Origin of the sequence: Celeribacter marinus (assembly GCF_001308265.1) — a bacterium.
GTDB classification, from domain to species: domain Bacteria; phylum Pseudomonadota; class Alphaproteobacteria; order Rhodobacterales; family Rhodobacteraceae; genus Celeribacter; species Celeribacter marinus.
This window is the reverse complement of the sequence record NZ_CP012023.1, coordinates 255,715-277,348: the sequence shown is the minus strand read 5'-3', so window position 1 is coordinate 277,348 and position 21,634 is coordinate 255,715. Positions and strand designations below refer to the sequence as shown.

The following is a 21,634-nucleotide window of genomic DNA, read 5'->3' as shown; positions in this document are numbered from 1 at the left end:
ACTCTTACCCCGAACTGCGCACGAATGCCAAGGGGGGACGCACATTGTGGGAGATCGCGATCCCTTGATCCGTAGATCAAAGCCCCTTTGTATAGGATGAATCTGTGAGATGCGGCTTGAAATCTGAACAGAACGGTTTACTTTTCGAAAAAGATCATTCAAAAGATCCAAAAACGCCTCAAAAACTGTCCATTCAATGCGCTATTGCCTGTGAAATGTTAATCCAACACCGCAGGCAGAGCGTAGACACACTACAACACTGTAAAACCCTTGTGGTTTCATCAGGTCGACACCATCTTGGCTTCAATGTTAATCATGTTAACAGACCTTGACGCTACACAATGCCAACGCCTTATTGCGAGATCCAGTGAGACGCCCCGACACTCAGTTGCCGTTCGGCAAAATAAATTAAAGAGACCCATATGCGCATCGTCCCCCTCCTTATCGCCATTATCGTAAGCTTTGCTCTGTATTTCTTCGTGTTCCAACGCGACACATTGGGCGAGATGTCCGGCAGTACGCAACCAAGTGTTGAAACCACAGACGCCACCCAAGAGCAGGCCGATGTTAACGCCATGGCCCCACCCGCCAATCGTGACGTCACCGACAAGCCTGTGGTCAAAGTGGTCGCGGAGCATTCTGTCGCCGAAGTTCTCGACAGTGCCGTGATTTTGCGCGGAGAGACGCAAGCAGCGCGCTCCGTCAATGTGTCGGCTGAAACATCGGGACGTGTTGTCTCGGCCCCGTTGCGCAAAGGCTCCTATGTCGAAGAGGGTCAGGTGATGTGTCAACTCGACGTCGGCGTGCGTGCATCGTCTTTGGCACAGGCCAAAGCGGCAGTCGCAGAGGCCGAAGTGGGCCTTAGCAACGCGCAAAAACTGGCCAAAGGTGGCTACGCCGCTGAAACCAACATCCTGACCGCCGAAGCGGGCCTAGAGCGCGCCCGCGCAGCACTGGCCCAAACCGAACAAGATATCGCGAACCTGACAATTGAGGCGCCGTTTGCGGGCTTGTTGGAAAGTGACACAGCCGAGCTTGGCACGTTGATGCAAGCCGGATCGATCTGTGCAAACGTTATTCAGCTCGACCCAATGAAATTGGTGGCCTTTGCCCCCGAGGCCGAAGTGGACCGTATCGAAGTCGGAACACTCGCCTCTGCGCGCCTTTTGACAGGCACACAGATCACGGGCCGCGTGACGTTCCTGTCGCGCTCCGCAGATCCGACCACACGCACCTTTCGCGTTGAAATCGAAGTCCCCAACAGTGATTTCGCCATCCGTGACGGACAAACCGTTGAAATGGCCATCCGCTCCGAGGGCAAATCGGCACATCTGGTCAAACAATCGTCCCTGACCCTCAATGACGAGGGCCTCCTAGGTGTGCGTATCGTCGATGACGCCCAAATGGTGGCCTTTGTGCCTATTCAGGTGCTGCGCGACACCCGTGAGGGCGTTTGGGTCGCGGGCCTGCCAGAGCGGGCCGATATTATCACAGTTGGACAAGAGTATGTCCGCGCAGGCGTGCCCGTTGAGCCGCATTTCGAGGAGATCAACTAATGACTGGTATCGTCGATTGGGCCGGTGAACGCGCCCGTATGATTCTGGCCTTTATCGTACTCACGCTGATTGCGGGTACGGCCGCCTACATCGGATTGCCCAAAGAGGGTGAACCCGACATTGAGATCCCTGCCCTGTTTGTCTCCGTCCCCTTCCCCGGTATTTCTGCCGAGGACGCCGAACGTCTGCTTGTCGAGCCGATGGAAACCGAAATGTCCGATCTGGACGGTTTGAAAAAACTGTCAGGCACCGCCGCAGAGGGCTACGGCGGTCTGGCCATGGAATTTGAGTTTGGTTGGGACAAAACCAAAGTGATCGCGGATGTGCGCGACCGGATGGGCCGCGTCGAGGCCAAGTTTCCGCAAGGCGCGGACAGCTATTCCATCAATGAAATCAACTTTTCCGAATTCCCGATCCTGATCGTCAACCTCACTGGCCCCGTGCCAGAGCGCACGCTGGTGCGCTACGCCAAACAGCTCCAAGACCGCTTGGACGGGCTTGAACCGATCTTGGAAGCACAGCTCACGGGGCAACGCGATGAAATGGTCGAAGTGACCATCGATCCACTGCGCCTCGAAGCCTATAATGTGACGGCCCAAGAATTGATTTCCGTTGTTGCCAACAACAACCAACTCGTGGCCGCCGGCGAAGTGCAGACCGCACAAGGCAACTTTGCGATCAAAATCCCCGCAAGCTTCAACGATCAAAGCGATGTCATGGAATTGCCGGTCAAGGTGAATGGCGACCGCGTCATCACCCTTGGCGATCTGGCGGACATTCGCCTGACCTTTGAGGACCGTGCGGGCACCGCGCGCTTTAACGGTGAGACCACCGTGGCGCTACAAGTTGTCAAACGCAAAGGCTTCCCCATCATCGACACCGTTGATCTGATCAAGGCCGAAGTGGCCGCCGAAGTGGCCTCATGGCCCGAGGAATTGCGTCAGGTGATCAATGTCGGCACGTCCAATGACCAGTCACGCCAAGTGGCCTCAATGGTGAGCCAGCTTGAGGGTGCGGTGATGACCGCGATTGCGCTCGTGATGATTGTGGTTCTGGCCTCGCTTGGTATTCGCTCTGCGTTGCTTGTGGGCTTTGCCATTCCGACCTCATTCTTGTTGTGCTTTATCCTGCTCGGGATCATGGGCATCACCATTTCCAACATCGTGATGTTTGGTCTGATTTTGGCCGTGGGGATGCTTGTGGACGGTGCGATTGTGGTGGTTGAATTTGCCGACCGCAAAATGGACGAAGGCGAAGGCCCGATGGCGGCCTTTGTCGAAGCGGCCAAACGCATGTTCTGGCCGATTGTGTCCTCCACCGCGACAACCCTATGCGCCTTTTTGCCCATGCTGTTCTGGCCGGGTGTTGCAGGTGAGTTCATGGGCATGCTGCCCGTCACCATCATCTTTGTTCTCTCCGCGTCTCTCATCGTGGCGTTGGTCTACCTGCCCGTTATGGGCGGCGTCTCTGGCCGCATTGCGCGCGTGTTTGACCGTTTTTCGGCAGGCTTGCGCCGCACCACGCCGTATTGGGTGCGTTTCCTTTTGGTCATCCCTGCGGCCTATCTGGTGTTCATCGCGATGATGCAAACGCTGAACGCGGGCTATCTGTTTGGCAACACGGCACCCAGTGGCGCATGGGCGGGCTATCTTGGTCCGGTCTTGTTCCTGATCGGATCGTCGCTCTTTGGCATTACGCTCTCTGCGGCACGCATTGAACGCACCAAAAAGAAAGTCGATAGCGGCTACAAACGCACAGCGTTTGGGTGGTTTACATGGGCCATCGCGGGCAATCCCGTCATGCCGGTTGTGACCATTATTGCAGTCGTTGTCTCGGTTGTGAGTGTCTTTGGCTACTACGGTAAAAACAACGCCGGTATGGAGTTCTTCTCCGCCTCCGAGCCAGAACAGGCAATCGTCTACGTGCGCGCACGCGGCAACCTGTCGCTGGCCGAAAAAGACGCGCTTGTGGCTCAGGCCGAACAAATTGTGCTGACACAGCGCGGCGTCGACAATGCCTTTGCCTTTGCGGGCGAAGGTGGGTTGAACGCCAACACGGGCGGGGCGGCAGGTCCATCCGACACCATTGGCCAAATTCAGGTTGAATTGATCCCATGGGAAGATCGCCCTGACGAGACGAAATCGACCAAACTGCTTGGCTTTATCCCGTGGGAAAACACCCATGTCGCCCCCGACTATGACGGCGATGTGGTGATTGCCGAACTCCAAGAGCGGCTCAACGCCATTCCGGGAATCTACGCGGAAATTTTGAACCTCGGCATGGGGCCAGCATCGGCCAAGCCGGTCCACTTGCGCCTCAAAGGCGACAACAGCGACGATCTCGCACGCGCCACCGAAATTGTGCGCGCCAAATACGAGGACATGCGCGGGTTGACCGATATTGAGGACACCCGCCCCCTCCCCGGCATTGATTGGCAGATCGACGTCGATGTCGAGAAAGCCGGACGTTTTGGCGCGGATGTGGCAACGGTTGGCGGAATGATCCAGTTGATCACACGCGGGATCATGCTCGATACCATGCGCGTGGATAGCTCGGATGAGGAAATCGAAATCCGTGTTCGCTTCCCCGAAGAGTACCGCGTGCTGTCGACCCTTGATACGCTCAAGGTGCGCACCCAAGACGGGCTTGTCCCGCTTGCCAACTTCATCACCCGCGAACCCGTTGCAAAACTCGCCCAGATCGATCGTGCCGATCAAAAGCGCTATTATGACGTAAAAGCGGGCGTCGAAGCCGACCTCAAAACCGATGACGGGATTGCAATCACCCCGACCGAACGCGTGGACACCCTCACCGAGTGGCTCACCACCGAGGCCGGATTGCCCGCCAGTATTTCGTGGGAATGGACCGGAGACGATGAGGAACAGCGCGAAACAGGCGCCTTCCTTGGCAAAGCCTTTGCCGCCGCTTTGGCGTTGATGTTCATCATCTTGCTGGCGCAGTTCAACAGTATCTACAACTCTGTTCTCGTGCTCTTGGCCGTTGTTATGTCAACGGCGGGTGTTCTCATCGGCTTGCTCGTGCGCGACATGGCGTTTGGTATGATTATGACGGGCACAGGTATTGTGGCGCTTGCGGGGATCGTGGTGAACAACAACATCGTTCTGATCGACACCTACCAAGAATACTCGCGCTACATGCCCAAGATCGAGGCGATCATTCGCACCGCAGAGGACCGTATTCGTCCCGTCCTTTTGACCACCATCACCACAATGGCGGGTCTGGCACCAATGATGTTCGCGCTTTCGCTCGACTTCATCAACGGCGGCTATTCGATCAACTCGCCCACTGCGGAATTCTGGACCAACTTGGCCACGGCTGTGGTGTTTGGCCTCGGGATTGCAACGATTTTGACGCTGATCTTTACCCCGGCGATGCTCGCACTTCGGGTTTGGGCGCGTGTCATTGTCCACCGCATCGTGATGACCGTAGCCAATCTTGTTGGCGCACGGTCGCGCACCGCAACGGACTACCGTTTGCACCGCGAAGCCCGCCGCACGCTCAACCCCGAGTTCGTTTGGACCACAGGGGCAAACGCATGGGGCAGCCCAGACTACGCGCCCGAGATGCCCGCAGATATCACCCCTGCGCCGCATGTCGAACAAGCAAACGCGGATATCGCGGCCACCTCTACGGCCGAGCTGCGCAAACGTGCACGCGCGCAAAGCAAGGCGTCGAAAGTCTCAAAGGACAACACACCGTCCCCCGATATCAAAGCCGCCGAATGAGCCGCACATCACAACGCAAAACGCCCCCAAACTTTGGGGGCGTTTTTGTATCTACACGGTGACGCAAAAGCGCGTCTATCCCTCATTGGATGGCAAGGCCTCACGCACCAGATCGAAATTCGCCCCCTCGTGGTGGCCGCGCTCCGACAATATCCGTTTCCACCGCCGCGCGCCGCGCTGTCCCGCGAACAAGCCGAGCATGTGGCGTGTGACCTGCGTCAGCTTGCCACCCGCCGCAATATGGCGCCCGATGTGGTCCTCCATCGCCAACACGACATCCTCGCGTGACAACGGCGCACGGTCCGCGCCAAACACCTGCGCATCGGCATCACCCAAAATGTCATAGGGCGTGTGATACGCCGCACGTCCAACCATAACCCCGTCCATCTCGCCAAGGTGATCGTGCACATGCGCCATCGTTGCAATGCCGCCATTGATCGACAGATGCATGTCGGGGAATTGCGCCTTCATGGCGTGGACAAGATCGTAATCCAACGGCGGGATATCGCGGTTCTCTTTGGGCGACAGCCCGTCAAGCCACGCCTTGCGCGCATGGATCTGCATACGGCTAATCCCCGCCGCGCGCATCGTGGCGATAAACGCCGGCAGCACCTCATGGGCCTCTTGATCATCAACCCCTATGCGACATTTGACCGTCACAGGGATATCCCCCGCAGCCTCTTGCATTTCAGTGACGCAGGCCGCCACCACATCCGGTGATTTCATCAAGATCGCACCAAACGCGCCCGACTGTACACGATCGGACGGACAGCCCACGTTGAGGTTCACCTCGTCGTAGCCCTCATCGACACACATCGTCGTTGCCGCCCGCAGCTCCACCGGATCAGAGCCCCCAAGCTGCACCGCAACAGGATGCTCGACCGCGTTAAACGCAATCAAATGACGCGCCCCGCCGCGCACAAGCGCGGGTGCGGTCACCATCTCCGTATATAAGAGCGTGTGATGCGACAAAACGCGGTGGAACACCCGACAGTTTCGATCGGTCCAATCCATCATCGGTGCAACGCTTAGGCGTGCAGATTTTTCTAATTTCATTTCAGACACTTACGGCATATATTTCGTTTAACGACATCCGCAACGTCGACAGCGCGACACGTGGCACTCCGAATGTACGGCTGTTTTTTCCTCCCTATCAGGACTTCGGCAGGGATGCACCCCTACGCAGATCACCCGAGCAACACATAGGCCTGACCCGCATCCCGCGTGTGGCTTCGGAGACATTCGACATGGGCGCAACATCCTCAGTACACATTTGATTAACCCTAAATGCACATTTTTTGGGCGAATTTGACGAATGCCCCGCGAGATCGCGCAAATCGAGTCGCGAAAAACGAATCACATATCCTTTAGTATTTTTATAAATTCCAACGGATATTCTAAATTACCAAACGGGCATATTTAAAAAATCCAAATGCGTTTATCGCGACCACAAAGAAGCCCGGCCACGCTTCAGCGTCGAAATGATACCAAAGATCCGCCCCCGCCCAGGTTCAAAAAAATACAAAGTAGGTTAATATAGGATCAAGCGTAGGACGTCAAAGACATCTTGCGCCTCGCCCGTAAAACACAGGGCGTTGCGACCCGAACCAAACGCAAAGAATTTGCGTTAACAATATGTAAATTAACAAGTTTCGCACCGTTATTGCGGTTCGGGCACCCTACGATCTGACGACTTTTCTATCTGCTCTTTTTGGCTGTGTGTGCCAATGACTTTCCAATTTCGGCAAGCCCATTCGCATGTCTACGCGCCACCAAAAGCGGCCCGACACGACAAAGACCAAACAGCAGTGTTCCGCGGCCCCGCTCCCGTCAGACGAGCGGACGCACACACGGATCACGACGACAACGACCGACTTTATGCCCACGAAAGGACGCACGATGACGCAGATTTTTGACCTGAAAATCGCAGATATCGCGTTCAGACATATCGCGACACGTCAAGCTTTTCGCGCGGCCACTGAGGTTGTTTTCTCGCCGTGCGTGGCGCGCCCTCGGGCAACTGCATCCGCACCTCACCCTTGTGCGGGGGGGGGGGGTGACGCGATGGCCATGATGATCCGCCTCATCCGCCCCCCGCCCTGACGCAGACCGCGTGAGGGTGACCGCGTCCCTGTCTGGCCTGCATGCCTCGCGTGCGCCGCCCGACACACAAACGGGTCACCGTCAAAACGTCAACGGACGTTCCATTTGGATGGACCCCGCCACGAGACTGGTTTCAGGACTGTGCCCCCTTTGGGCACCGCTCCCATCGTGCTGCGCGCATGTGATCAAACTGGGCCAAAGGCCCGCACACGACGCCGCACGCACACCAGCTTCGCCGCGATAAATCGCGGGCACACCATCCAATCCCCGTCCCGCTGACACTCGATCCTTTTGTGAGTTTTTCAGTTCATTCGACGGAGGGCCAAACATGGTCATCACACTTAACCCCGCAGACCTCACCGGCGAAGCCGCGCAATCATCGCTGTTTGGCGGTAACGTTCTGGCCTCTCGCGGCGACCTTACGGGCGATGGATCCTACGCGGAGGCCATCGAGGCGTTGGGTGTGACAGACATCCGCTACCCGGGCGGCGCGATCACCGAATACATGTTCGATATTGCAAACCCAGACGCGGACTATGTGGTTGATCCAAGCACGGGAGAGACGATACCGTTTATCCCAATCTCTGACTTCATGGCCTATGCCTCTGACAACGACCACACGGTGACAATCGTCGTGCCGGTCAACAAAAACCTTGGCGATGAGGTTGACGCGAATGGCAACCGCTTTGCCCAGATCGACGAGGCCGAACTGCGCACGTTTATCAATGATGTCTCTTCCGGCGTGTACGGCGATGCCGAGATTTCAGCGTTTGAAATTGGCAACGAATACTGGGGATGCGGCGCTATGACCTCGGTCGAGTATGGTCGCGTGGCCTCCCAGATGAGTGAGATTATCAGCGATGAGTTAGACACCGTCATCGTACAGGGCGGCGGTGACACGAGCGAAATCGATGTCGTCTTTCAAATGGGCTACAACTACGGCGATGCACGGTTGTCCGACGCCTATGACGGATGGTCCGCCGAAGATACCATTGAGGATCTCGCGCTGCGCTATCCCGATGCGGGCATTGATGACGGCTTTATCTATGCAAGTGGCAATATGAACTGGGGCGGGATCAACAATGCGCTGGTTCAGGCCGAGTTTAACGCCGATGAAGCGGCAGCAGCGGACGGTATTGTCTCGCACTTGTATTCGCGCGGCGCAGATATGGCGCACACCCGCACGGGTGATTTACGCATGATCGAAGAGCAATGGCTCGACAAAGAAGGCTTCGAAGATCTCAAGGTTTATATCACGGAATGGAACCAGAAATCCGTGGCGAGTCTTGATAAGCTCACGGATTACGGCCTCTACCAAGCGCATGAAATGCTCAATATTGTCGAAGAGTTCATGGCCTATGACGTCGAAGTCGCGCATGTGTGGCCCCTGATCCAGAACACAAAGAACCCGCTCGCAACCGGATTTGAGTATGACGAGAAAAGCCCCGCCGGTGAGATGTTTACGATGATGTCGCAAACGCTTCCGGGCAAATCCATGATCGACTTTGCACCCGTTGCCCAAGACACCGAATTTAAAGCGGGCGATGTCGACGTTCACGGCTTTGCCGGTGATGACCAACTTGTGTTCTATATCGCGTCCAATTCGCAGACAGAGAGCACCTCGACAGATATTGATATCTCACAGCTCGTCGCCGCATTTGGAACAATAGAGACAACACGTTTGGGTGTGGACGATGGCGACCTTCCCGGCAGCACGCTGTCCTCGCCAAATGTCGAGCGCCTTGACCAATCCGAAATTTACGAGGACGGCTTTTTGACCGCAGATTTACAGCCCGGAGAAATCTTGCAGGTGGTGATTACCAATGTTGTGCCGACAGATGACTTTGCCGACACGTTTAACGCCGCAAACAGTGCGGGCGCGGGTATGGACGCCGCAACGCTTCTCGACGATTTGATCGATGAGGCAAGCGCGGGGGATGTTGTCACACCGGAGCAAGAAGCGCCGGTCGATGCGCCCGCCCCGATGGTTATGACAAACGGTCTCTTTGCCGCCAATGTCGTCGATCAAGACGAACCATTGAGCGCGACTGCGGATGATGCCACACCGAGCGTTATCAATGAGCCGTCAGACCCGACACCGTTTGAGAGTGAATACGCGGTTACAGATCAGGGTGATTTTGAACAGCCACAGGACGCGCAACCCGCCGATCTGACAAGCACCCCACCCGCGCCCAACGCCTTTGCCATGTCGCTTTTGTCGGTGGATGACATCCCAACCGTCGATCTGCCCACACCCGATGATGAACCCTACCTTGATCCGGTCGAGGAGGATGATGATCCTGTTGGCCGCGCCCTTGAGGCGTCTGGCGGCTCGGGGATCGCGATGGCCTTTTTGCCACTGCTCGCCCTTCTGGGCATTGGTTGAACCTGTGACGCCCCCTCACTGGGGGCGTCACCCTGACCACGACTAAGCGAATATGTGAACCGTTTGTCCTGTGGCGGCTGAGCGTTTCACCGCTTCGATCACTTCGACCGCCGCCAACCCATCCGCACCACTGACAAGCGGCGCGTCCTCGCCACGGATCACGCGTCCGAAATGAGCCGCCTGTAAAACCAACGGATCGTCAAACTCAAAGATCGGTTTGGTCATCGTGATGGGATCCCACCATCCCTTCTCGCCCGCATGCGACCACAGCGCGAGATTTGGAAGTGCCAAGGAGCCGTCTGTCCCCCCAATCCAGTAGCAATTCTCGGACGTGGCCGCGTAATGTGCGTTTTCTCGGGCGGTCAATTCCCACGACCACGGCGCCGCCGCGGCGTCCGACACATTCACAGTTCCAAGCAATCCAGAGCGGAATTTGAGCAAGATCACAGCCGTTTCTTCGACCTCATTTCCACGCACAAAGTTGCTTTCCATCGCGTGCACGCTTTCAATCGGGCCGCACAGCGCATGGAGCACGTCGATATCGTGGATGAGGTTCAAATACACCGGTCCCGCGCCCTTGTGCCGCCGCCACTCCACATCGAAATAGGGATCAGGTTTGAGGAACCATGTTTGCGCCTGCACCGCCGTCAAGGTGCCAAGCGCGCCAGATTTCACCACTTCAACCGCCTTTGTGATCAACGGGTTATGGCGGCGGTGATGACCCGTCAACAGTGCGACACCTGCCGCCTGTGCTGCCGCTAAAACCGCGCGCCCCTCGGCCACATCTGTGGTAAACGGCTTTTCAACCAGCGCGGGCATCCCCGCCGCAACACAAGCTAGAGCCGTCTCACCATGAACCGTATTGGGCACCGCAAGGATCACCCCATCCGCGACATTGGCGGCAAACATGGCGTCGAGTGTCGCATACCACGCCACATTCATCTCAACGGCAAAGGCGCGCCCTGCATCCGTTGGATCAACAATGGCCGATAGCTCAACATCCTTGGCCGCCACTATGGCCGTGGCGTGACGTTTTCCGATCAGGCCCGCACCCGCAACGGCAATCCGCGTGCTCATATGTCTGTCTCCCTCATATCCCGTTCCCACACGCTAAAGCATGGGGCAAATAACCCAAGGACCAAAATGCGCCTTGAGGCAAACATCATGTTAACTCAGAGGCGGCCGCAAACGCGTGCCCTTAGATCAACGTGCCCATATGTTGCGTGGCCAAAGCATATCCATTCACGCCAAATCCCGCCATTACAGCGTCCGCGCGCATGGAGATGTAGGAATGATGACGAAAGGACTCGCGTTTGTGAACCTGTGAGATGTGCAGCTCAATCACTGGCCCCTCAAAGGTATTCAGAGCATCCAGAACCGCCACAGAGGTATGGGTATACGCGCCCGCATTAAGAATAATCCCCGCCGCGTGCTCGCGCGCCTCATGGATAAAATCGACCAAGCCACCCTCATAGTTGGATTGCATCATCTTGACCGCAAACCCGCCCGTTTTGGCGACATCCGCACACATGCGTTCGACATCGTCGAGCGTGTCATGGCCGTAGATATCGGGCTGGCGTTTGCCAAGCAGGTTCAAATTCGGGCCGTTCATAATATAGATGGTCTTGGTCATCTGGTCTGTCCTTTTTCGGATCGCGAGAAAGCTTGGGCATGGCGAGACATCCCGCCCCACAAAAGCTGTCCCATGGATATGACCGATTAGAGGCAATCGCGCTAGAGGCGGATACGCACGCGCGGTGTGTTTGTGATCCTGTAGCGCTACGATTCGACGTGAACTGGAGAGCATCGCGGGATGTCTTGCATTGCAGTATTAGATTAAAAACGCTGCGCATCTATATGTTTTACATGTAAACTACTAGATTATCAGCCTTGGAAATCCCATGCGAAACCACCCCTCCATCAAAACCGTTGCGTTCATCCAAATTTCTCGTCAGCTTGCGCACACCGCGCCGCGCGCGCCTTAAATTTCGTGTGAGGATACCCCATGGCACAGATCCAACTCGGCCTGATCGGCGACAATATCAAGGCGTCCCGCGCGCCAAACCTGCATCACTTTTGCGGCGAAATGACCGGTTTGGATGTCGACTATCAGCGCCTCATTCCGGCCGATTTGGGCACCGAATTTGACACCACTTTCGCCAATGCTTTGAACAGCGGTTACCGCGGCCTCAACATCACATTGCCATACAAAGAGCGCGTGGTCGCAAAGCTGACGATCGACGATCCCGACATTGCGCGGATCGGCGCGTGCAATACGGTTTTGTTTACCGAGGACGGCCCAAAGGGCTACAATACGGATTTCAGCGGCTTTATCGCGGGGTTTCGCGACACGCTTGGTGATATTGCACCGGGGCGCGTGGTCATGTTCGGCGCGGGCGGCGTGGGCAAAGCGGTGGCATTCGGCCTCAAGCGCCTGAATGCCTCACAGATCATACTGATCGACCCCGACACGACCAAAGCCCAAGAGTTGGCGGATGCACTCAATGCCTCGCACGACGCCTCGCACGACGCCTCGATCAACGGCGTCACATTGGCGCGTGTTGGCACCCTTGACGATCTTGCACGCGCAGATGGCGTGATCAACTGCACCCCCCTTGGCATGGTCGGCTACGGCGGATCACCCGTGCCAGAGGGTGCATTTCCGGCCGCCACATGGGCCTTCGATGCGGTCTATACCCCCGTAAACACGCCGTTCAAAGCACAAGCAGAGTCGGCGGGCGCTGCGTTTATGTCAGGGTATGAGCTGTATTATTGGCAAGGCGTCGATGCCTACGAGATCTTCACGGGCGTCAAGATCACCGATCACGCCACCCTACGTGCGCATCTCCTAAAAACCGCGTAAACCACGCACATTTTGCGATCGTTAGCGGGCGGGCTCACATCGAGCCTGCCCGTTTTTCATGGGCCAGATCTACGCCGCGCCGCCCCGATTATCCCAATCCAAAAATTAACATTATGTATGCCTAATCGCAAATATTGGTATTCGTCATTCTTTTTTAGCTGACATAATCTTTGCCCGTCCGCCGCGCTGTTTGCGCTGCGCGGTCGCTCGGGGAGGATACATGTTCGATACATCAAATGACCGGATTGGTGGAGCTATCCTCATCGAGGACGAGTTTTTGCGCGATGGTTTGCAAAACGAAAAGCGCGTATTTTCGGTCGAGGAAAAGCGCGCCTTTCTGGCAGATATCGAGGCGGCAGGCGCCACGCGTATTCAGGTCGGCTCATTCGTGCACCCCGACTATGTGCCGCAAATGGCCAACACCGATGCCCTATGCGCCGCGATGCCGCGCCGTGAGGGCGTGATTTACACAGCGCTCGTGTTGAACCAATCGGGGCTGGATCGCGCTTTGGCCGTGGGCCTCACGCATCTGTCGATCTCCGCCTCCGCCTCCGAAACCCATTCGATGAAGAACACCAATCGCACTGTGGCCGAGGGTCGTGCGCGGATCAGTCCCGTGATTGAAAAGGCGCTCAATTCGGGCGTCACCGTGCGCGCGGGGATCCAGTCCGCATTGGGCTGTGGGTTCGAGGGCAAGATCAGCCCCGCCGTGGTCATGGATATGGCGCGCGAATTTTCCAACATGGGCGTATCAGAGATCAACATCGCCGACACCGCCGGCCTCGCAAACCCGCGTCAGGTCTACGAGATGTGCATCGCCTTGCGCGCCGTGGTCGCCCCGCATGTTGCACTCTCGTTGCATCTGCACGACACGCGCGGGCTCGGGCTGGCCAATATGCTTGCAGGACTTCAGGCGGGCGTTCGGATTTTCGACGCGGCCATGGGCGGATTGGGCGGATGCCCGTTCATACCCAAGGCAACGGGCAACATCGCCACCGAGGACGCCGCATTTTTATGCGGTGAAATGGGCTATGAGACAGGGATCAATTGGGACGCTCTGCGCGCACCGGTTCAGCGCGCCGAAGCCCTACTTGGGCGCACGCTGCCTGCGCGTGTCTCCCATGTTCCCGCACCTCCATGGGTCCACATGAGTGAGGCCGCACAATGAGCCACGACTTTGCCCTGTCCTATCTCACGGTTCCTGGTCTGACGCCGCCCGAGCAAACCTATATCGCCGCAGATGCCGGCTATGACTATGTGTCCTACCGCCTGTTTCATTTGGGTGTCGCAGGCGAGCCGGACATTGATCCCGCCTCACCCCAAGTGATCCGCGAGACCAAAGCCGCCTTGGCCGCAACAGGGATGAAGGTGTTTGATATCGAGCTGTTTCGCATTTTGCGCACTCTTGATCCAAAATCATTCCTCCCCGCGTTTGAGGCAGGGGCGGAACTCGGCGCGAAACAGGCCATTTGTTCGGCATGGACGGATGTGCGCAACGATCGCAGTTTCATTGTCGAGCGGTTTGCGGAAATCTGTGAACTGGCCCGTCCGTTCGGGATCACCGTGAACCTTGAATTTCCCGCATTCTCGCGGCTCTCCTCGCTTGAGGAGTGTCTCGAAATCCTCGACCGCACCCGCGCCCCGAACCAAGGTTTACTTGTCGATACGCTCTACATGCACTTTAACAAAGCGCCGCTATTTGCCCTAGAACGCGTGCCATCGGAATGGATCAATTTCCTGCACATCTGTGATGCGGGCGACGTGATGTATACCAAAGACGATATGATCCACATCGCGCGCGATGCACGGTTGTATCCTGGCGAGGGCGCAATTGATTTTTCCGCCATCAACTATTTGTTCCCCAACCTGCCCTTGTCGATCGAGTTGCCCCATGCCGCACGCATGGCCGAACTTGGACCGCTTGAGCACGCGCGCCGCTGTGTTGATGCCGCACAATCCCTATTTAACGGGCGCGAAACACCCGCCCGCACCGCAACTCTGGGCTAACCCCCGCCCCAACAGACCAAGGAGAGAGCCACATGGCCAGAGACCTCACACCGGACGAAAAAGCAACCGCGGACGCCATGCTCGCGCGCGCGCGCACCGCAATGGACGACATGTCCGACTACACCCAAGAGCAGGTGGACCGTTTGGCACAGGCTTTGGGGTGGAACTGCGGCAATGAGGAAACCTTTGTGCGGATCGCGCAAATGGGCGTGGACGAAAGCGGCATTGGGGACCGTGCGGGGCGCGTTGGCAAACGCGGTAAAATCCTTGGCGTCCTGCGCGATGCGCTACGCGGAAAATCCGTAGGTATTATTGAGGAAGACCCCGAAAAAGGTCTGACCAAAATCGGCAAACCTGCGGGTGTCATTGCCTCCTTGATCCCCACAACGAACCCGGAACTCACACCTCCGGTGACCGGTATCTACGCAATTAAATGTAAGGACGCTGTGATTTTCTCCCCCCACCCGCGTGCGGCGAAAACCACGTTCGAAATGGTGCGGGTGATGCGCGAGACATTGGCAAAACTGGGCGCGCCGCGCGACATGTTCCAATGCGTTGAAACCCCGTCAATTCCGCTCACCAACTACCTGATGAGCATCTGCGATCTGACCATGGCCACGGGCGGAAAACCTATGGTCCAAGCCGCATATTCGTCGGGCAAACCCGCCTATGGCGTGGGGGCGGGCAATGCGACGATGGTGATCGACGCGGACGCCGATGTGGCCGAGGCCGCGATGAATTCGCGTATCTCCAAAACCTCAGATTTCGGTTCTGGCTGTTCGGCGGATGGTAACCTGATCATCTCCGAAAACATCTATGACGAGATGAAAGCGGCGCTGATTTCCGAGGGCGGCTACCTGTGTAACGCCGATGAAAAAGCTCTACTTGCCGGGGCGTTATGGAAAGAGGACGGCGGACGGCGCATTGAAACGGTCGCCATTGCCGCCCAAGACATCGCCACATTCGCAGGCTTCACCATCCCTGATGACCGCAAATTCATTATGGTCGAACAAGAGGCCATCGGCAAAGAGCACAAGTTCTCGGGCGAAAAACTCTCTGTCACAATGGCGCTTTACAAATTCACCAACTTTGAAGACGCGAAGGCCAAGGTGCGCGCGATCTATGAGGTTGGCGGCAAGGGGCATTCGTGCGGAATTTACTCGTTCAATGAGGATCACATCTTGCAGCACGCGATGAATGCGCCCGTCTCGCGCATCATGGTGCGTCAGCCGCAATCCAAAGCCAACGCAGGGGCATTCAACAACGGCATGCCCATGACATCCTCGCTCGGGTGTGGCGTCTGGGGCGGCAACGTCACCAACGAAAACGTCTCGCTCAAGCATTACATGAACGTCACATGGGTCGCGCGTCCAATTGCCGAAGATCGCCCGTCCGACGCGGAGCTGTTCGGCGAATTCTATAACACGGAGGTGATGTAAGATGGTTGCTAAAAACATCGAAGCGGGCAAGGATCTGATTGCCAATCAACTGTGTCGCTATCTCGAAGAGCGCGGAACAAAACACGTCTTTGGCCTATGTGGTCACACCAATATCGCCATTTTGTCGGCCATGGCGGACAGCGGCCTAGAGTTCGTCAATGTGCGCCACGAACAAATCTCGAGCCACGCAGCAGACGGCTATGCGCGCGTGACGGGCAAGGCCTCCGTGGTCTTATCGCACCTGTCGCCCGGCCTGACCAACGCGGCCACAGGCGTGGCAAACGCGGCACTGGATTGCATTCCGATGGTGGTGATTGCGGGTGATATTCCGTCCTACTATTACGGCAAGCATCCGCACCAAGAGGTCAACTTGCACGCCGATGGCGCGCAATATGAAATCTACCGCCCCTTTGTGAAACGCGCGTGGCGCGTGGATACGCCCGAATTGCTGCCCGAAATCATGGAAAAAGCGTTCCAACTGGCCGAAAGCGGCCAGCCCGGTCCGGTTTTGGTCAATGTGCCGATGGATTATTTCTCCGCACAGATCGACAATGCATTGTGGGACAAACAAAGCGCCAACACCAAAGCGCTCAAAAAGCCGTCCATCGATGATGAGACCGCGCGCGAGATCATTGGCACGCTGTTGTCAGCCACAAATCCCGTCATCTACGCAGGGGGCGGCGTGGCTCTGTCGCGCGCTTGGGATGAGCTCAAAGAGCTTGTCGATCACCTCTCCCTGCCCGTCTCGCATTCGTTGATGGGCAAAGGCTGCGTGCCAGACACGCACCCGCTTGTGCTCGGCATGACCGGATTTTGGGGCACGACGTTGACCAACAAAACCACACTCAAAGCCGACTGGATTTTGGGCCTTGGCACACGGTTCAAAGAGGCTGATTGTTCGTCATGGTATCCCGAGTATACGTTTAACATCGCGGACGGCGCGTCCAAACTGATCCACATCGACATCGAACCCCAAGAAATCGGGCGCAACTATCCCGTCGAAATCGGCGCAGTGGCGGATCTGAAATCGGCCCTAAAGGTGTTGGTGCGCGTGGCGAAGGATATGGCGCCAAACGGCATCAAACGCCCCGAAGTGATTGAAGAGATTGCACAGTTTCGCGCCGCATTCAAAGCCGCCAACACCGAGATGCAGACCTCGGACGCCTTCCCGATGATGCCCGAACGCATCCTTGCCGATCTGCGTCTGGCCATGCCCGATGACGCGATCCTGACCTCTGATGTGGGATGGAACAAAAACGGTGTCGCACAACAGTTCGACATTCTCACCCCCGGCTCGATCTTGATCCCAGGCGGGTTTGCCACGATGGGTTTTGGTCCATCTGCGGCGATTGGCGCGAAAATTGCCGCCCCCGAGCGGGTTGTGATCTCTCTCGTGGGCGATGGTGGATTTGGTCAGAACCCCGCCGTCCTCGCCACGGCCGCCGCCGAAGGGTTGGCGGTGATCTGGGTCGTGATGAACAACAACGCGTTCGGCACCATCGCGGGGCTGCAAAAAGCCCATTACAACATGACCTATGGCACAACCTTTGCCAAAGCCAATGACGTGATGGAGCAAACACCGGACTACGCCGCAATCGCGCGCGCCTATGGCTGTGACGGGGTGCGCCCTGCATCGGCTGCGGCGTTCAAACCGGCCCTTGAGGCGGCAATTGCATCAGGCCGTCCGACCGTGATCGACGTGGCGATGATCAACAATCCGACCCCCACAACAGGGCATTGGAACATCCTCGACATCTATTCCCCCGAGGGCGGTGTCGGTCACGTTTCGACCGCCTAAAATCACATCGGCGGCGCGTTTGAATTCAATGGGATATTTGCAAACTCGCGGATATAATCCATTTAAACGCGCCACCAAACCAACACCAGTTCACTCATAAAGGTGACCCTATGAAAACGTCGATTGCCACAGTATCCGTTTCGGGCGACTTCCAAGAGAAGTTGACAGCCATTGCGAATGCGGGGTTCGACGGGATTGAAATTTTCGAACAGGATTTCATCACCTTTGACGGAGCGCCGCGCGATGTGGGCCGCCTTGTTGCGGATCACGGATTGACGATCGACCTGTTTCAACCGGTGCGCGATTTTGAGGGACTGGACGGCGCGGCACGCACCAAAGCGTTTGACAGGATCGAGCGCAAATTCGATTTGATGAGCGAGCTGGGCACCGATCTTTTGCTGATCTCCTCCTCGACACACGCACAGGCCACGGGCGGCGTTGACCGTCTGGCGGACGATTTTAACGAACTGGGCGCGCGGGCCGCAAAACGCGGATTGCGCGTTGGCTATGAGGCGCGCGCATGGGGCAAATACGTGCGCGATCACCGTGATGCGTGGGACATTGTGCGCCATGCCGATCATGCATCCGTGGGCCTGATCCTCGACAGTTTCCACACACTCGCCGCCAAAGTGGACCCTGACACCATCCGCGATATTCCCGGTAACAAGATTTTTCACGTTCAACTTTCGGACGCGCCGCACATCGATATGGGCCTTGAATACCTGTCACGCCATTTTCGCAATATGCCCGGTGAGGGGGATTTAGACATCGTGTCTTTCTTGCGCGCGGTTATGGCGACGGGCTACGCAGGGCCGCTGTCTCTCGAAATACTCAACGATCAGTTTCGCGGTGGCTCGGCGCGTGTGATTGCCGCGGACGGGCACCGCTCCCTCGTCAAACTGATGGATGATCTGCGCCGAATTGAGCCGGACCTTGATCTTGATTTGCCCGCGATGCCGGCACCCGTGGACGTGCGCGGCGTCGAGTTTGTCGAATTTGCGGCCAACGAAAAAGAGGCCGGAACCCTTGGTAAGATGTTGCATACACTTGGCTTTTCGCGCTCGGGTCAACACATCCACAAAGCGGTGAGCCTCTGGACACAAGGCGACATCAACATCGTGATCAACACCGAACAAGAGGGATTTGCTCACTCTGCCTATGTCATGCATGGCACCTGTGTGTGCGATGTGGGGCTCAACGTTGCCGATGCGCAGGCCGCCAAGGCCCGCGCCCAAGCGCTCGGCGCGAACCTGTTCTCACAGCGCCTTGGCGAGGGCGAACTCAATATCCCCGCCGTGCGCGGCGTGGGCGGATCAGTCCTGCACCTGCTCGACAAATCGTCCAATCTGGCACAGGTGTGGGACCAAGAATTCATGCAAATGGTGGACAAAGACGCCAAACCCGTGGGCCTGATGCGCATTGATCATTTTGCCGAAACCATGAAACACGACGAGATGTTGACGTGGACTTTGTTTTACACGTCGATTTTCAATCTGGAACGCACGCCACAGGTGGATGTCGCCGATCCGGGCGGCGTGGTTCATAGCCGCGCTATCCAAAGCCCAGACGGCACATTCCGCCTGACCATGAACGGTGTGGAGAGCCACCGCACCTTTGCCGGTCGGTTTGTCGCGGACAGTTTCGGCTCGTCTGTGCAACACATCGCAATGGAGACGGACGATATTTTTGCAACGGCCAAGGCACTTGCCAACAACGGGTTTGAAAGCCTGCCAATGTTTGAAAACTACTACGGCGAACTGGCCGCGCGCGCAGATGTTGACGCGGACACACTGGCCGAAATGCAAGCGCACAACATCCTGTATGACGAAGACGAGCATGGTGCATTTCTACAAATGTATTCAAAACCTTACGGCGAAGGTTTCTTTTTCGAAATCGTGCAGCGCGTCGATGGATATGACGGGTACGGCGCGGTCAACGCCTCGGCGCGCACCGCCGCCCTCAAGCGTCTGTCGCGCCCCGCAGGCATGCCGCGCACCTAAACCTGCGGCGCGCCCGCGTGCCTAACTGATAATCTCGAACTTGCGCACATCGACCATGCCACGGTCGGTGATTTTGAGCGCGGGGATCACCGGCAAAGCCAGAAACGCCAGTTGCAAAAACGGCTCCTCCAGTGTGACACCCAACGTGCGAGCCGCCGCGCGCAAGTCGACAAGTTGGGCATGGACCGTCTCGAACGGCTCAAGGCTCATCAACCCCGCCACGGGCAACGCAAGTTCGGCCAAAACCTTGCCATCGCTCACGACCACAAACCCGCCTTCGATCTCGCTCATACGGTTTGCGGCGATGACCATATCGGCGTAATCGACGCCAACACAGGCGATATTGTGATGGTCGTGACAGACGGTCGAGGCAATTGCTCCCGCCGTCATTCCAAAGCCTTTGACAAAGCCGCTTGCGATATTGCCGTTTTTGCCGTGACGCTCGATCACGGTGATGCGTGTGAGGTCGCGGACGGGATCAGGGCGCTTGTCACCATCCACAATGGGGATCGTTTCGATCAGGTGTTCGGTGATGATCTTTCCCTCAAGAATGCCGATCACATCCGTTTGTTCGCGGTTGCCGCCTGAGCGAAAACTTTCCGCTACAACACGCGGGGCCTGAACCGAATTGCGCGCCACAGGCGGCAAGATATCGCGCGCGGCAAATGCGGCGTCCGTGACCTCGACGCCACCCGCAAAGACCATCGACGCGTTGCAGCCTTCCAAACTATCGAGCACCACAATGTCGGCGCGTTTGGATGGCGCGATCATGCCGCGATCCTTGAGGCCGAACGCCTCCGCCCCTGACAGTGTGGCGGCGCGGTACACGGCCAAAGGCGAACAGCCAAGCGCGATCAATGTGCGGATCATGTGATCCAGATGGCCGGATTCCGCGATATCAAGCGGATTACGGTCATCGGTGCACAGGCACATGTAGGCCGAGGTCAAATCGGTCAACAACGGATGCAGGGCATGCAAGTCTTTGGACACCGACCCCTCACGGATCAACACCCGCATCCCCTTGCGCAGTTTTTCGCGGGCCTCCTCGACCGTTGTGGCCTCGTGTTCGGTGCGGATCCCTGCGGCGATATAGGCGTTGAGATCATGGCCTGACAGTTGTGGGCAATGCCCGTCAATATGCGCGTCCTCAAACAGGCGCAGCTTTTTCATCGCCTCGGAATCGCGGTGGATCACACCGGGGTAGTTCATGAATTCGGCCAGACCAATGGCGGACGGATGCCCCATGACCTGTTGCAGATCACCCGCCAGTAGCGTGGCCCCTGCGGTTTCCATATGGGTCGACGGCACGCAAGACGACAATTGCACGCGGATATCCATCAAGGTGCGCTCGGACGCCGCCTGAAAATAGCGGATACCGTCAAGACCGATGACATTGGCAATCTCGTGGGGATCACAAATGGCGGTCGTGACACCGCGCGGCGTCACGCAGCGGTCAAATTCAAACGGGGTGACAAGCGAGCTTTCGATATGCAGATGTGTGTCAATGAACCCCGGAACAAGGATTTTGCCCGTCACATCAATCTCGCGCACGCCCGTGTAGCTGTCAAACACCCCCGCGATGCGGTCGCCACACATGGCCACGTCCCCGTGGATCAACTCACCCGTCATCAAATCAAAAATGCGGCCGCCCTTAAGCACAATATCAGCGGGGATATCACCGCGGGCTTGGGCAATGCGTATCTCCAGATCGCTCATGTCGCACCTCGTGTCGTCGG

13 protein-coding genes are annotated in these 21,634 nt (G+C 57.2%); 9 read left to right on the top strand and 4 right to left on the bottom strand.

Annotated elements, in window-relative coordinates:
- Nucleotides 1-422: 422 nt before the first annotated feature.
- A complete protein-coding gene (locus IMCC12053_RS01325; protein ID WP_062214983.1) occupies nucleotides 423-1,556 on the top strand; it encodes an efflux RND transporter periplasmic adaptor subunit in 1,134 nt (377 codons plus the stop codon).
- Complete coding sequence (locus IMCC12053_RS01320) at nucleotides 1,556-5,302, top strand: efflux RND transporter permease subunit (protein WP_082389001.1); 3,747 nt, start codon at nucleotides 1,556-1,558, stop codon at nucleotides 5,300-5,302. The genes IMCC12053_RS01325 and IMCC12053_RS01320 overlap by 1 nt, the downstream gene beginning before the upstream one ends.
- Nucleotides 5,303-5,377: 75 nt before the next feature.
- Here IMCC12053_RS01320 and dusA read toward each other — a convergent pair whose 3' ends face one another.
- The gene (gene dusA, locus IMCC12053_RS01315) at nucleotides 5,378-6,358 is read right to left on the bottom strand and encodes a tRNA dihydrouridine(20/20a) synthase DusA (RefSeq protein WP_074906197.1); all 981 of its coding nucleotides are present in this window, start codon (nucleotides 6,356-6,358) and stop codon (nucleotides 5,378-5,380) included.
- A gap of 1,375 nt (nucleotides 6,359-7,733) precedes the next feature.
- Between dusA and IMCC12053_RS01300 the strand changes: the two genes are divergently transcribed.
- A complete protein-coding gene (locus IMCC12053_RS01300; RefSeq protein WP_062214977.1) occupies nucleotides 7,734-9,791 on the top strand; it encodes a hypothetical protein in 2,058 nt (685 codons plus the stop codon).
- 42 nt (nucleotides 9,792-9,833) lie between these two features.
- Here IMCC12053_RS01300 and IMCC12053_RS01295 read toward each other — a convergent pair whose 3' ends face one another.
- Together IMCC12053_RS01295 and aroQ are read right to left on the bottom strand one after the other, a co-directional pair.
- Complete coding sequence (locus IMCC12053_RS01295) at nucleotides 9,834-10,868, bottom strand: Gfo/Idh/MocA family protein (RefSeq protein WP_062214975.1); 1,035 nt, start codon at nucleotides 10,866-10,868, stop codon at nucleotides 9,834-9,836.
- 121 nt (nucleotides 10,869-10,989) lie between these two features.
- A complete protein-coding gene (aroQ, locus tag IMCC12053_RS01290; RefSeq protein ID WP_062214973.1) occupies nucleotides 10,990-11,424 on the bottom strand; it encodes a type II 3-dehydroquinate dehydratase in 435 nt (144 codons plus the stop codon).
- Between the two features lie 372 nt (nucleotides 11,425-11,796).
- On the opposite strand from aroQ, the gene IMCC12053_RS01285 reads away from it, so the two are divergent.
- The 6 genes from IMCC12053_RS01285 (at nucleotide 11,797) to IMCC12053_RS01260 (ending at nucleotide 19,898) form a co-directional block, all read left to right on the top strand.
- Nucleotides 11,797-12,654 (top strand): shikimate dehydrogenase family protein, encoded by an 858-nt coding sequence (locus IMCC12053_RS01285; RefSeq protein WP_062214971.1) that lies wholly within the window; start codon nucleotides 11,797-11,799, stop codon nucleotides 12,652-12,654.
- A 220-nt stretch (nucleotides 12,655-12,874) separates the two neighbouring features.
- The gene (locus IMCC12053_RS01280) at nucleotides 12,875-13,822 is read left to right on the top strand and encodes a hydroxymethylglutaryl-CoA lyase (RefSeq protein ID WP_062214969.1); all 948 of its coding nucleotides are present in this window, start codon (nucleotides 12,875-12,877) and stop codon (nucleotides 13,820-13,822) included.
- Nucleotides 13,819-14,661 carry a sugar phosphate isomerase/epimerase family protein gene (locus tag IMCC12053_RS01275; RefSeq protein ID WP_062214967.1) on the top strand — a complete coding sequence of 281 codons (843 nt, stop codon included), beginning with the start codon at nucleotides 13,819-13,821 and terminating at the stop codon, nucleotides 14,659-14,661. The genes IMCC12053_RS01280 and IMCC12053_RS01275 overlap by 4 nt, the downstream gene beginning before the upstream one ends.
- A 32-nt stretch (nucleotides 14,662-14,693) precedes the next feature.
- On the top strand, nucleotides 14,694-16,100 hold the full coding sequence (locus tag IMCC12053_RS01270; protein ID WP_062214965.1) for an aldehyde dehydrogenase family protein: 1,407 nt from the start codon (nucleotides 14,694-14,696) through the stop codon (nucleotides 16,098-16,100).
- 1 nt (nucleotide 16,101) lies between these two features.
- Nucleotides 16,102-17,898: a thiamine pyrophosphate-binding protein gene (locus tag IMCC12053_RS01265; protein ID WP_062214963.1), complete on the top strand. Its 1,797-nt coding sequence runs from the start codon at nucleotides 16,102-16,104 to the stop codon at nucleotides 17,896-17,898.
- 110 nt (nucleotides 17,899-18,008) lie between these two features.
- Nucleotides 18,009-19,898: a bifunctional sugar phosphate isomerase/epimerase/4-hydroxyphenylpyruvate dioxygenase family protein gene (locus IMCC12053_RS01260; RefSeq protein ID WP_062214961.1), complete on the top strand. Its 1,890-nt coding sequence runs from the start codon at nucleotides 18,009-18,011 to the stop codon at nucleotides 19,896-19,898.
- 21 nt (nucleotides 19,899-19,919) lie between these two features.
- Here the strand turns inward: IMCC12053_RS01260 and ade are convergent, their stop codons facing one another.
- A complete protein-coding gene (ade, locus tag IMCC12053_RS01255) occupies nucleotides 19,920-21,614 on the bottom strand; it encodes an adenine deaminase (RefSeq protein WP_062214959.1) in 1,695 nt (564 codons plus the stop codon).
- Between the last annotated feature and the right edge of the window lie 20 nt (nucleotides 21,615-21,634).

Bases quoted from the DNA above. Each gene is read 5' to 3' on its own strand.
- IMCC12053_RS01325 (WP_062214983.1), top strand. From the start codon at position 423: ATGCGCATCGTCCCCCTCCTTATCGCCATTATCGTAAGCTTTGCTCTG.
- IMCC12053_RS01320 (WP_082389001.1), top strand. From the start codon at position 1,556: ATGACTGGTATCGTCGATTGGGCCGGTGAACGCGCCCGTATGATTCTG.
- dusA (WP_074906197.1), bottom strand. From the start codon at position 6,358: ATGAAATTAGAAAAATCTGCACGCCTAAGCGTTGCACCGATGATGGAT.
- IMCC12053_RS01300 (WP_062214977.1), top strand. From the start codon at position 7,734: ATGGTCATCACACTTAACCCCGCAGACCTCACCGGCGAAGCCGCGCAA.
- IMCC12053_RS01295 (WP_062214975.1), bottom strand. From the start codon at position 10,868: ATGAGCACGCGGATTGCCGTTGCGGGTGCGGGCCTGATCGGAAAACGT.
- aroQ (WP_062214973.1), bottom strand. From the start codon at position 11,424: ATGACCAAGACCATCTATATTATGAACGGCCCGAATTTGAACCTGCTT.
- IMCC12053_RS01285 (WP_062214971.1), top strand. From the start codon at position 11,797: ATGGCACAGATCCAACTCGGCCTGATCGGCGACAATATCAAGGCGTCC.
- IMCC12053_RS01280 (WP_062214969.1), top strand. From the start codon at position 12,875: ATGTTCGATACATCAAATGACCGGATTGGTGGAGCTATCCTCATCGAG.
- IMCC12053_RS01275 (WP_062214967.1), top strand. From the start codon at position 13,819: ATGAGCCACGACTTTGCCCTGTCCTATCTCACGGTTCCTGGTCTGACG.
- IMCC12053_RS01270 (WP_062214965.1), top strand. From the start codon at position 14,694: ATGGCCAGAGACCTCACACCGGACGAAAAAGCAACCGCGGACGCCATG.
- IMCC12053_RS01265 (WP_062214963.1), top strand. From the start codon at position 16,102: ATGGTTGCTAAAAACATCGAAGCGGGCAAGGATCTGATTGCCAATCAA.
- IMCC12053_RS01260 (WP_062214961.1), top strand. From the start codon at position 18,009: ATGAAAACGTCGATTGCCACAGTATCCGTTTCGGGCGACTTCCAAGAG.
- ade (WP_062214959.1), bottom strand. From the start codon at position 21,614: ATGAGCGATCTGGAGATACGCATTGCCCAAGCCCGCGGTGATATCCCC.